Annotated in this window: 12 protein-coding genes; all 12 read left to right on the forward strand. The window is 34.4% G+C overall.

The features are described 5' to 3' along the window. Window position 1 precedes the first annotated feature (1 nt). The 12 genes from EFD62_RS13250 to EFD62_RS13305 all read left to right on the forward strand — a co-directional run bounded on the left by EFD62_RS13250 (window position 2) and on the right by EFD62_RS13305 (window position 12,956). Window positions 2-970, forward strand: coding sequence for a radical SAM/SPASM domain-containing protein (locus EFD62_RS13250; RefSeq protein WP_128706262.1), 969 nt, complete (start codon window positions 2-4; stop codon window positions 968-970). A 15-nt stretch (window positions 971-985) separates the two neighbouring features. After that, window positions 986-2,128 carry a M20 metallopeptidase family protein gene (locus EFD62_RS13255; RefSeq protein ID WP_069194973.1) on the forward strand — a complete coding sequence of 381 codons (1,143 nt, stop codon included), beginning with the start codon at window positions 986-988 and terminating at the stop codon, window positions 2,126-2,128. Between the two features lie 34 nt (window positions 2,129-2,162). Next, complete coding sequence (locus EFD62_RS13260; RefSeq protein WP_083225178.1) at window positions 2,163-3,044, forward strand: 2,3,4,5-tetrahydropyridine-2,6-dicarboxylate N-succinyltransferase; 882 nt, start codon at window positions 2,163-2,165, stop codon at window positions 3,042-3,044. A 43-nt stretch (window positions 3,045-3,087) separates the two neighbouring features. Continuing rightward, window positions 3,088-4,113 carry an adenine nucleotide alpha hydrolase family protein gene (locus EFD62_RS13265; RefSeq protein WP_069194972.1) on the forward strand — a complete coding sequence of 342 codons (1,026 nt, stop codon included), beginning with the start codon at window positions 3,088-3,090 and terminating at the stop codon, window positions 4,111-4,113. A gap of 117 nt (window positions 4,114-4,230) precedes the next feature. Then, window positions 4,231-5,454 (forward strand): diaminopimelate decarboxylase, encoded by a 1,224-nt coding sequence (gene lysA / locus EFD62_RS13270; RefSeq protein WP_069194971.1) that lies wholly within the window; start codon window positions 4,231-4,233, stop codon window positions 5,452-5,454. Window positions 5,455-5,566: 112 nt separating this feature from the next. Continuing rightward, window positions 5,567-5,995, forward strand: a complete 429-nt coding sequence (locus EFD62_RS13275) for a GNAT family N-acetyltransferase (RefSeq protein ID WP_235832654.1) — start codon at window positions 5,567-5,569, stop codon at window positions 5,993-5,995. A gap of 68 nt (window positions 5,996-6,063) precedes the next feature. Continuing rightward, window positions 6,064-7,155: an aldo/keto reductase gene (locus EFD62_RS13280; protein ID WP_069194970.1), complete on the forward strand. Its 1,092-nt coding sequence runs from the start codon at window positions 6,064-6,066 to the stop codon at window positions 7,153-7,155. 50 nt (window positions 7,156-7,205) lie between these two features. Then, complete coding sequence (locus tag EFD62_RS13285; RefSeq protein ID WP_069194969.1) at window positions 7,206-9,422, forward strand: DUF4082 domain-containing protein; 2,217 nt, start codon at window positions 7,206-7,208, stop codon at window positions 9,420-9,422. Window positions 9,423-9,479: 57 nt separating this feature from the next. Continuing rightward, window positions 9,480-10,937 (forward strand): class I adenylate-forming enzyme family protein, encoded by a 1,458-nt coding sequence (locus tag EFD62_RS13290; RefSeq protein ID WP_069194968.1) that lies wholly within the window; start codon window positions 9,480-9,482, stop codon window positions 10,935-10,937. Between the two features lie 31 nt (window positions 10,938-10,968). Continuing rightward, window positions 10,969-11,868: a GNAT family N-acetyltransferase gene (locus EFD62_RS13295; protein ID WP_128706263.1), complete on the forward strand. Its 900-nt coding sequence runs from the start codon at window positions 10,969-10,971 to the stop codon at window positions 11,866-11,868. 36 nt (window positions 11,869-11,904) lie between these two features. Continuing rightward, window positions 11,905-12,153 (forward strand): acyl carrier protein, encoded by a 249-nt coding sequence (locus EFD62_RS13300; protein ID WP_069194966.1) that lies wholly within the window; start codon window positions 11,905-11,907, stop codon window positions 12,151-12,153. Window positions 12,154-12,218: 65 nt separating this feature from the next. After that, window positions 12,219-12,956, forward strand: coding sequence for an SDR family NAD(P)-dependent oxidoreductase (locus EFD62_RS13305; RefSeq protein ID WP_128706264.1), 738 nt, complete (start codon window positions 12,219-12,221; stop codon window positions 12,954-12,956). The last annotated feature ends 34 nt before the right edge of the window (window positions 12,957-12,990 follow it).

The raw sequence follows: 12,990 nt of genomic DNA on the forward strand, positions 1-12,990 counted from the left end.
TGTGAAAGAAGCAAGTAGACTGAAGGGCTATAGTTATTCGCACGACATTGGCAGGAAAGCAAGAGATAATGGACAGATTCTATCGGTCAGAGTGGAAACAAGTCTCTTGTGTAATATGAGATGTAGGTATTGCGGTTGGAATAGCGGGATACCGTTAGATGACGAAGTCGGTTTTGATACTCTTATAAATTTTATCTCAGAAGCAAAAGAGATGGGAGCAAAATCTGTGGTAATTATCGGCGGTGGAGAACCTACAATATACACACATTTTAAAGAACTCGTAACTTATATTAACCAAGAGGACTTAATTCCTGTTGTTATTACAAATGGTCTTACAACGGATATTGAGTTGGCAAAGTTTCTCTTTGAAAATAATTGCTCAGTATTGATAAAATGTGATTCATTTAAGGCTGAAGTGCAAGATTACTTGTCAGGAATGGATGGTGCATACAAAAAAATACAGTATGGGTTGAAATCTCTAATAGAAGCAGGATTTACAAAATCTGTTCCAGATGATAACAACTTAAGGCTTGGAATATCTTTTGTTGTTACCTCAAAAAACATTGATGAAGTATGTGATATTTGGCGATTTTGCAGAATGAATAATATTTATCCCAACATCGAGCTGCTCAATCCCACAGGCCGATCCTTAGAAAATATTGATGAGTTGCTACCTGACAGCAAAAAGTTGGCTAATATTATGAAAACTATTAGTGAAATTGATGAAAAAGAGTTTCAGATAAAGCAAATTAAGCAAATTGATCGTTCTAATCATTGCCTACAGCATTTATATAGTGTTTATCTAAATGTAGCAGGGTATGTCCAGCCATGTGGAGCAATAAGAATAAGGAATTTTAACTATAAAGATAACTCTTTACGGACAATATTAAATAATGACTATTTTAAAAAAGCCAGAAGTAAGGAGATTCATCTTGATGAAAATGTTGAGTTGACATCCTTTAACGTGTAAATGTGAGGAGTAACTATGAAGATTACAAATGAAGTTTATAGTATAAGAGATGAATTATTACGAGATAAAAACTTTTTTAATTGTAATCCTGAACTTGGTTATAAGGAATTTAAAACATCAAAGTATATTTCAAGTAGACTAAAGGAAATTGGTTTTCAGGTAGAGGAAAACATAGCAACGACAGGAGTAGTTGCAGTACTAAAGGGGAAGCAAGATTCTCCATGTATAATGTTTAGAGCTGATATGGATGCTGTTCTAACCATACCAGAAGAAACGACGAGTATAATGCATGCTTGTGGACATGATGCACATATGGCTATATTATTGGGTTTGGCCTCTCTGCTAGCTAAAGACAAACACAATTTTAAAGGTACTGTAAAACTAGTTTTTCAGCCTGGTGAAGAGGGGTTTGGAGGAGCAGAGGCAATGATACATGAAGGAGTGCTCGATAATCCGAAAGTCGACAAAGCATTTGCTCTTCATGTTTGGAGTGAATTGGATGAGGATTGCATCGGTATAAAAGATGGTCCAATAATGGCGTCTGGGGATGAGTTTGAAATAGAAGTTTATGGTAAAGGCGGACATGCAGCACTACCTGAAAAATGTTCGGATTCTATATACATTGCATCACAGATAGTGGTAGTTTTGCAGTCAATAGTTAGTCGTAATATTAGTCCTATTGATACTGCTGTTGTTTCTGTAACATCTTTTAACGGGGGGTGCAATTATAATACAATATGCGAAAAAGTTGCAATTAGGGGTACTTGTAGAACTTTTAGAAATGAGACTAGAGAATTAATTGCGTCAAAGATTAAAGAAATATCTACATCGATTGCTTCGAGTTTGGGTGGAAAAGCTATAGTGAAGTACAGATTCAAGCATCCGCCCGTAGTAAACTGGAAGGAAGAATCGAATCTTGTTGCCCAAATAGCAGAACTTGTTGTAGGTAAAGAGAATATAATAACCAACTATAGTACAATGTGCACAGAGGATTTTTCTCACTTTTTACGCAAGGTTCCTGGAGCTTTGGTTTTAGTAGGATGTAAAGGTGAAGAATATTGGCCTCAGCATAGTCCGAATTTTTATGTAGGAGAAAAACCAATGCTTATTGGGCTGGAATTATTATATGGGATTGCAAGAAAATATCTGTCTGACTAACTGTGATAAATGAAAAGAACATGGGGGATTATGCATGGCTATTGAGAATGTTATAAATATTACAAAAGATATTAGTGATGGTACAGTTACTAATACGAAATATATTGATTTTCTAAATAATCCGGAGAGTTACAGTCAGGAAGAGTTTTCTAAGCTTTTTTCGGATTTCAAGTCTGAACTGAATAAGGGCAAAATTAGAGTTGCAGAAAAGATTAAAAATAAATGGAAGGTTAATTACTGGGTTAAGCAATTTATACTTCATGGGTTCCGATATGGAACAACTAAAGAATATGGATCAAATTGCGAGGATAGATATTTTGATAAAAGTACATTAGGAAAGAGAGAGTTAACGTATGAGGATGGAGTTCGCGTTGTATCACAGAGTGCGACAATTCGAGATGGTGTGTATATTGCGCCAGGCGTCATATGTATGCCACCATGTTTTATAAACATTGGAGCATATGTAAGTGAGGATACTTTGATTGATTCAAATACATTAGTTGGCTCTTGTGCACAGATAGGGAAAAGAGTTCATTTGAGTGCTGGCTCTCAGATAGGAGGAGTGCTTGAGCCGGTAGGAGAATTCCCGGTTATTATTGAAGATAATGTTTTTATCGGAGGTAATTGTGGGATTTACGATGGCACAATTATCAAAAAAGGTGCAGTAATTGGAGCAGGTACTATAATTACCGGGAGCATAGGGGTTTTTGATATAGTACATAACAGAGTTTATTCGAGAACAGATTCAAAGCCTTTAACAATACCTGAGGGTGCTGTTGTTGTTCCGGGAGCGAGAATGATTGAAAAGCAGATTTTTGATAACGTTAAGTTATCGCTGCAAACTCCAATTATTATTAAATACGTAAAAAGTGGTAATGCAAATTTACAGTTGGAGGATGCCTTAAGAGAAATTTAGAATTCCAATAAAACTAAACATTCATAAAAGGGGAGGTTTCCTTATGGAAGCAAAAGAAGTTGTTATATGCAAAAAATGTATTTTACCGACGACGTTTAGAGATATTGAGTTCAATGAAGATGGTATCTGTAGTTATTGTACAAGCAATAAAACAGTGGCTAAGGAGAGGAATGTTTCGCCGGAGTATAAAGCGAAATGTATAAAAGAAATCGATGAAATAATCGAATCGGTTCGGGGAAAAGGGCAATATGACTGTGCTGTTGGATTTAGCGGTGGTAAAGATAGTACGTACTTGCTATGGGTTTTAAAAGAAAAGTATAAACTAAATGTACTGGCAATAGCTGTTGATCACGGTTTTATGCCTAATGTTACTATAGAAAATATTAATACTGTTCCTCAGAAGTTAGGCATAGATTTAGTCACTTTTAAGATAAATTCAGGTTTTATGGAAAGATTCTTTAAATACAAGTTTTATAATTATAAATCAAAAGCGGTGTTTGACTCGATGTGTGGAGACTGTTCAGATATACTTGAAGGTTCTGTTATGAGGGTTGCGGCATCATTTAATATTCCGCTAGTATTCATAGGATTATCTCCTGAGCAAGTAAATAGGTATTTTTATGAAGTTCCATATGACCATATAAACTCCAATTGGGAAAAGGAATTTTTAAATTCAGAAAGCTTTAATAAAAACGATAAGCTTTATATGTGGAATGCAAAGAACGATTCGGAAAAGAAGCTGAAAGTTATACTACCGTTTCATGTTTGGGACTATAGTGAAGATGAAGTTGTAAAAAAGCTCGAGGAGCTTGACCTTCTTACTGTGAAAAACTCCAACCCATTAAAAACCAGATGCAAGATACTGGATACTATGTGCTATGTGGATAAGCATAGGTTGGGATATGATGGGTTTGTTGCACCTTTTTCAGACTTGATAAGGTTTGGTAAGGCACCAAGGGAAAAGTACTATGATTTATTTTATGGGAAAGATTATGAATTAAACATGGAACATGTTAATGAAGTGATTAGTAGACTTGACTTGGATATGGAGTTAATTCTAAATAAATAGTATTAGTTCATAAATAGTTTTTTCTACTTGTAATAAAGATATATAATTTTTGAAGTAGTTTACTTTTATAGTTAAATTATATTATTATAATGAAAAAACAATGTTTGGAGGATAAAAATGACTAATCTATTTATTAGCAAAGAAAAAGCTTATGAACTTATTGAGAAATACGGCAGTCCCTTATATGTTTATAATGAAGATATTTTAAAGTTGCGATGCTCTGAAATGAAAAATTTAATGCCCATTAAAAATTTTAGAGTAAATTTTTCCGCAAAGGCGAATGGAAATCTTGAACTACTAAAAATAGTAAAAGAGCAAGGGGTTGATGTAGATGCAATGTCTCCTGGAGAGATCTTTATTCAACAAAAAGCCGGCTTTCCTGCGGAAAGAATATTCTATATTGGGAATAATGTTTCAGCCGATGAAATGAAATATGCAATTGAAAGGAATATTTTGGTTAGCGTAGATTCGTTATCTCAATTGGAGCTTTTCGGAAAGATTAATGCCGGCGGGGATGTAGCTGTCAGATTCAATCCGGGAATGGGTGCCGGTCATCATGAAAAGGTTGTAACTGCAGGCAAAAAGACAAAATTTGGAGTACAAAGAGATTTTATTCCTCAGGTCAAAGATATTTTGAAAAAATATAACCTTAACTTAGTCGGAATAAATCAGCACATAGGCTCGTTGTTTCTGGAAGGAGATGCATATATAGAGTCTGCTATTACACTATTGAGCATAGCAAAGGAATTCGAAAATCTAAGATTTGTAGATTTTGGAGGAGGGTTTGGAGTCCCCTACAAAGATAATGAAGGAAGATTGGACTTGGCAAAACTGGGCGAAAAGCTTAAAGAATTGATAGTTGAGTTTGTAGCTGAGTATGAGAACAAGGATATTATCTTTAAAGTCGAGCCGGGTAGATACTTGGTAGCAGAGTGCTGTATTCTATTAGGTGAAGTATATTCAGTTAAAGATAATTATGGCACTAAATATGTGGGAACCGATCTTGGATTTAATGTACTTTCTAGACCTGTATTGTATAATTCCTATCATGAAGTGGCAGTTATTAGTAAGAATGACTTTGATGATATAAAAGAAACTGTCAATATTGTCGGTAACATTTGTGAAAGCGGTGACATAATTGCAAAAGACAGAGAGCTGCAGAAAATTCAAGAGGGAGACATAATTGCAGTATTGAATGCAGGTGCTTATGGGTATGCAATGGCATCAAATTATAATTGCAGATTAAGACCAGCAGAGGTTTTGATTTGCTCTGATGGGACTGATAGATTAATTAGAAGAAGGGATACATTAGAAGATCTAATAAGAAATTTTGAAGTATAGGATAATAGTGTGGGCAAAAGCATGCAATGTATAATCATTGTGTTTTGGCCTTAAATAAGATTTACCGATAGGATTATAAAAAAATAAAAGAAAGGAGAGTATGGTTTAGTCATTGACTATATCATACAAGTTTACTATGAACATTGAATATAAAAACATAAAAGATTTTGAAGTAGAGCAACTAAGAGATTTGTTTCTATCAGTAAAATGGGATTCGGGAAACTATCCTGAGAAGCTTAAAGTTGCAATGAAAAATTCATCTTCCGTATACTCTGCTTGGGATGGAGATAAGTTGGTTGGATTGGTAAATTGCTTATCAGATGGTGTGATGACAGCGTATATACATTTTTTATTGGTGCATGCAGATTACCATGGACAAGGAATTGGTGAGAAACTTATGTCCCTGATGCTGGAGGAATACAAAGACTATTTAAGAAAAGTTTTAATAGCATATCCGAAAGCTTTGGAGTTTTATAAAAGATGTGGTTTTCATGTGGCAGATGAGAAGATACCTATGTTTATTACGACACTAAAAACTTAAACATGAATTATTAATGGACCTCATACGCAAAATCTAGGAGAATAAACAGTTTTGGAAGGGATATTGAGATGATTTATAAAGAATATGGTAAAACTAAAAAGCTTGTTTCTGCTATTGGATTTGGGGGCATGAGGTTTGAGAAAGAAAATGGGCGATATAATATTGATAAATGCGTGGAGCTTTTAGCTGAAGCAAACAAGCTTGGAATAAATTACTTTGATACTGCTCCGGGATACAATGATGATCAAGGTGAATATATCTTTGGGGAGGCATTCAAAAATATGACAAAGGAATTTTATGTCTCCACAAAGAGTATCGCCAAGTCAGGACTCGAACTACGTAAGGATCTTGAAAGATCCTTACGTAGAATGAATGTAGACAAAATTAATTTTTTTCATATATGGTGCGTGCTTAATATGGACGATTATAAAAGCAGAATTGTAAAAAATGGAGCCTATGAAGCAGCACTTAAGGCAAAAGAAGAAGGGCTGATTGAGCATATTGTTATTTCTACGCATTGCCACGGAGATGAGATTGCTTCAATAATTGAGGATAATCTATTTGACGGCATTACTATAGGGTATAATATTTTAAACTTTCCTTATAGGAAGAATGGATTAAAAGCGGCTTATGAAAGTGGATGGGGAGTTGCGACCATGAATCCTTTAGATGGGGGAATTATACCCCTAAATGCCAACTATTTTGAGTTTATTAAATCCGACAACGATAAATCTGTAGTGGAGACTGCATTAAGATTTAATCTTTCGCATAAAGAAATAACAACAGTGCTGGTTGGATTTTCTAATCTAGAGCAGTTGTATGAAAACGTAAGATACTGCAATGAAATAAGAACTATTGATGAAAGCAGGCTACAAGCAATAGAAAAAAAGTTGTCTAAAACACTCAATGAGCTTTGTACCGGTTGCAGATATTGCGAAAAGTGCCCTCAAGGTGTTGAGATTCCAAAGCTGATGATTGCATATAATCAAAAGATGTTAAAAGGTCTTGAGCAAGGTCTTGTTTGTTTACGGTTAGACTGGGGATTGAGTACGGAAAATGCAAGCCTCTGTACCGGATGTGGAGTGTGCGAGAATAAGTGTACACAGCATTTGCCGATTATCGAACGATTAAAAGATATTCAAAATTGGGTTAACAACTAATAGGTTAGAACTATAGATTGTCATCGCGGATTGGCAGTAAGGAGTTTTTTATGGATTTAAGAGTATTAATAATTGTTAATTCGGCATCTGAAAGCTTTGATGATTTTGATAAATATATTTTGCCGTATATTAAAGTTTTTGGAATACCTTATATCATACATGATAGGGCTCATGGAACATTATCTGATTGTAATTATCAGTTGATAATCTTAGGGCATAATCATCTCGAATTATCAAATGATTCGAGTTGGACTGTTTCCGAGAAGGAATTGTTGCTCAAATCGTTAAAGAAGGGCACTGGTATAGTAAGTTTTGATGCATACTCCAATATTTTAGATGATTTTTTTGTCCTTAGTGATTCTATTGTTAATACTAGCAAAATAGTGATTAGCTCAGAGCCACATTATGTTACTGCATTGAAATTTCCGGAAGAAGTTATTGAATTTAAAAATGAAGTAAATAACAATGCCGTTATGAGCATTCATAGGGTAATACTGTCAGAAAATGTCCAAAATTTAGCCTATGCCGATGATGTGCCTTTTATATTTTGCAAATCCGCTTTTGAAGGCCGATTTTTACAATGGCTAAGTTATAAGTGGATAGACCCTTCGATAAGAGGACCTTTATGGAATATGGATGATTTATTGTGGAGGAGCATTGTATGGGCTGCAAAGAAACCCTTTGTTGCAAGAATGATTCCTAATTTTGCTACTATTAGAGTAGATGATTGTTGTGGAGATCATGGGTATTACTCTGAGAATCCGTTTCAATGGGTGGATATTGCTTCAGAATACGGATTTAAGCCATGGATTGGTTTTTTTTATGAAGATATTTCACCTAAAGCTTTGGACAAAATGCGCGAGCTAATAACTGAAGGTAAAATAACTGCTCAATTCCATGGAGTTGAGTTGTTTGGAAGAATTTTTTCAAATGATGATGAGACAACCCATGGCATATTAAAAACAATTAAAGAGTGGTTTGAAACTGTAGGAGGCGAATTTCCTCTTTCAAAATATTTCATTCCTCATGCGTATGATTTGACTTCTAATGCAATCCCTGTTCTTAAGTATTTAGGGGTTGAATTTATAGGGTTGCCATATGAATTGGATAGTGGGGGGGCTGCCGGTGGAATTGGCAATCCCTGGTTGAAAGCCGGCCCTTATAGGAGACATTTTGAAGGCGTTGATGGAAATCCTATGGAGATTTCGACAGTTAATAGACCATTTTATTATGCAGACAGATTCTTAGAATCAAATGAGTCAGCTTCGTTTTTTAATATAATTACTGAAATTAGAGATATAAATGGGTACGAATGGTTTGACTTCAAAAAAGATGATTCTGAAAATATTGATGTTGATGAAGCAATCAAAAATGGGACTTTAATTCTTAAACGCTGTTTTGACAGTAAGATATTTGCAAATCTTTTTACGCATGAAGACACATGGAGAGGAAAGTTTATTTCAAATATTACCCCCAAAGATTGGAGAACCATAATTGCAGGAGTTGTATCCAATTTATCGAGCTATGAATTAAGATTTCCTACATTAGATGAAGCTGCTATGTATGTTAGAGAGCTCAGTCAATCTTATATCGAGAGGGCAGAATATTTTCAAGAAGAGGATATAGTTAGAATAACTATAAGAAGCTCCAATTACCCGACGGAAGTTACAGTTTTTTCAGAGTATAGCGGGTTTATACTGGAATCTAGTTATCCATTGGAAAATAAAGATTTAGCAAAAGAAATTAATATAAAGTTAAAAAAAGAAAGATTACCTGAATATAATACAATATTTACAAGGGAATTTCCAGTTCGCGAGAATATATCTCAGGAGCCTCTATTATTGGGTACAAAGTTTTATTCGGTTGTCCCGGGAGAGATTGAAAGAGTGAGATTTTATTCTGCATCAAATGAAAGCGGGTTGCATCAAATACAGATTTTGAATTGTAGAACTGGTGAAGTGGAGCTAGGTCCAATTTATTGGAATATCGAATGCAGTGCAAGTGGTTGGATGGAATTCAAATTATCAGAACCTCTGAAGATATCTTCAAATACTGAGTACATTGTTTTTATAAGTACCTCATTAGATAAAACCGACAAATATATTTATGTTTCAGCACCTGGATATTTTTGTTCGGCGTTAAATAGAGAGTATTTAAGAACTGTAACTGACAGTGGAGTTTATTTGAGCAATTTTCAAACAATGTCTGAAAACAAAGAGGTTCAAAGCTCATTTTTTCGTGACATTGTTTTTAAAGCAATAATTTAAGAATTATTTTTATAAATACGAATATGCCATTTGGTAAGTAGGTGGGGGAACTTGGAAATGCTTGACTTTATTAAAAAATGTGAGGAAAACAGAGAACACATTTTTATCATTGAGCCTTTTACACAAAGAACCGTTACATATGGACAGCTTTTGAATTGCTGCATGATATTGAAAGATGAATTAACTCAAATGGGTGTATCTAAAGGAGATAGAATAGTATTATCTTTTAGGAATGAAATAGAGTATGTTATTTCGTACTTTTCAGTACTTTGTTTAGGTGCAATACCTGTACCGGTGAATCCTGATGTCAAAAGTACTGAAATACAATCGATAGTGTCAGATACTTTGGCTTCAATAATATTAACTAGGTCTAGGGAAGAAGAAAAAAGTCACAGTTTAAGCTCTTTAGTTCACTATGTTGAGATGGAGAGTTTTTTAAATAGAGAGAGGCACGCTGAAGACACTATAAATACAGAATTTGAATATTCTGAGACAGCCGCAATAATGTACACATCCGGCACTACCGGGAAGCCTAAGGGTGTAGTTCTAAAGCTAAAAGCTGTTCTAAACGGTTTTCGTGAATTTGGGGAAGACTTTGATTTTGATGCAAATACCCGTATAATTCAGCCAATGCCGGTATATCATGCGGATGGATGGTGTTTTTCAACGTTATTGCCTTTCCTTTTTGGTTCTACTGTTATTCTTGCTCCAGATTTCGGCACTTATGTAGCACTGAATTTTGATAAATTGGTTTGCGATTTTAAGGGCAATACAATGATATGTGTGCCATCTATGTTATCTTTGCTAATTGCGGTCAAAGATCGATTTGATGACAAAATTAAGGGAATGTTGAAACATGTGCTGTGTGGCTCGGCAAGATTAGATCCGGAGATACTTTTTAGGTTTGAAGCAGAATATAATACAAAAGTTTATGACAATTACGGACTTACAGAAACTTTATTAATAGCTTACTATTCCCCGAAAATTGAGTATCGATGTGGGTCGGTAGGTAAAATTCCTAAAAACAGGGAAGTTTGTATAGCAGAAGACGGGGAAATTTTGGTAAGCAGTGAGTTTTTGTTTGGAGGCTATTATAATAATACTATTAGCACATCAAAGGTGTATGATGGGAAATGGTTTTATACAGGGGATACAGGATATATAGATGAGGATAATTACCTTTATTTGACAGGGAGAAAAAAAGAGATAATAAATAAAGGTGGTATTAAAGTTTATCCTAATGAAGTAAGTGAAACCATTCTTAGATATCCTGGCATTATAGATGTAGCGACAATTGGATTTGAAGACGAGATGTATGGTGAAGAAATATATTCTTTTGTTGTTTCTTCACCGGATGTAGACATTTCCGAAGAAAAAGTTTTATCATACGTTAAGCAAAACATTTCTCAACTAAAATGCCCTAAAAAAATAATTTTTATAGATATAATTCCTAAAAATGAACTAGGAAAAGTGAATTATAAAGTATTGCAAGAGAAGTTGAAGCAGGTACTATAAAAAAAGCTATTAATTTAATGGGAGTGTTTTTGTGGATATTGTATGTATGCATCCTCAAGATTTTGAGTCCCTTATTGAAGTGGATAAAATATGTTTTGAAAGAAAAAGTTCTAGGAGTATGAGAAATCTACAACTCCTAACTTTTAATGATTTAGAAGGGTGTTTTGTTGCTAAAAAAGGTGATGATATTATTGGATATGTGTTTTCAAAAACTTTTGGAAAAGAGAGCTATATAGGACCGATAGGGGTGCTTCCTGAGTACAGGAAATATGGAATCGGGAAAAAACTGCTTGATGCTGCTGTTTTGCACCTTAAAGCAAAAGGATGCTCTGTAATTGGTTTGGAGGTTCTTCCGGAAAAATGCGATAATATTGGATTTTATTATAGGCTGGGATTTAAGACGGTTTATCCTACCCTAATGCTAGAAGCCTCACGAAATTCACAATATATTGACATCCCGGGAGTAAAAACCATAAATTTATCGTTGCTATCACAAACAGAGCAAGATTTTGTAGTAAATAAAATAAGGGAATGCACTTTGACACAGCTAAATGGGGTGGATTATTCAAATGATATTAGAACTACAGTTGGTGAAAAGGGGAATGTTGTTGTTGCCTTAGAAAATGATAACCCTATAGGCTTTTTTGCTTACTGTGAATTGTGCTTTCCATATGTGTGGGGGGCAGTTGGCAGGCATAAATATAGAAATGACATAATTAGAAAGGCTATTTTTGAATTAGCCTGTTTGAATCCGAAAAAGGAATTGTTATTGGGAATAAATACTGTGTATAACGATGTAGTCAATGTATTAATTGACAGTGGATATAGAATAAAAAAAAGTATCAATAGAATGCTGTTGAATGATGGGGAATATCCCGGCTATTTACACAAGAATGATTACTTCGTAGTGCTGCGGGCTTGGTACAGCTGATGGATAGTTTCATTAACGATATTAAGGGGGATTAATGTGGACGATATTCAAAAAAAAGTACTTGACACTATAAAAAAAATAACAAAAAAAGAAAATATATTTTTGGAAAGTCATATGATAAACGATATTGGTATCAGTTCTTTGGACTATACAATGCTTATTGTGTCTCTTGAAAGAAAATTTAAAATACGATTTGAGAATGATTTCTTAATGAGTGATGCTATATCTGACGTTAAAAGCATATCCGATTATATTGCAATGAGTGTAAACCAAAAAGAGGAGTAACTATATCATTAAATTGGGTCAAAGCTATATGTTATGAATACATATTTTAGGGAAGGAAATAGATTATGCTTAATTTAAGCAATAAGAAGATAATTATTACAGGAGCCGCTTCGGGAATAGGAAAAGCAATAGCAGCACAAAGTGTTGATTGTGGAGCAATAGTTATTGCAGTGGATATTGATTCTGATGGTTTAGAGCGTTTGGAAAAAGAAAAGGGTAAAAACAATATCATTCCTTTTGTTTTTGATGCTTCTAAAATGGAGCAGGTGGAATTATTTTTTAGCGAAATTGAAGGATATACGGGTTACCCGGATTGCTTAATAAACAATGTTGGTATTTATTATGGCAAATCTATCTTAGATTACACTCAAGAAGAAATAGATAGGGTGTTGGAAGTAAATATTAAGTCCGCTGTTTACTTTTCTAAAAAATTCGCTCAATACAAGATGCGTAATAAAGAACACGGCTGTATTATAAATATGTCATCGGTATCTGGACAAGAAAGCAGTTCCGATGCGATATATGGCTTATCGAAAGCAGCACTGATCGGTTTGACCAAAAGCAATGCAATGAATTTTTCCCCTTATGTTCGAGTGAATGCTATAGCTCCTGGAATAATAGATACCCCAATGATGAAGACAATTTCAAGTAGCAGATTAGCTCAATATAGGGAGAGAGAACTTATTTCTGAGCCACTTACACCAGAACAAGTGGCCAATACTGCAATATTTCTAATTTCCGATGCGGCAAAACATTATACAGGAGCAGTTTTTGACATCAATAATGGCTGTTATTTGCGTTAGAAATATATGATGTATTAACATAATGAGTTAATAC

The organism is Acetivibrio mesophilus (assembly GCF_004102745.1).
GTDB lineage: Bacteria > Bacillota > Clostridia > Acetivibrionales > Acetivibrionaceae > Hungateiclostridium > Hungateiclostridium mesophilum.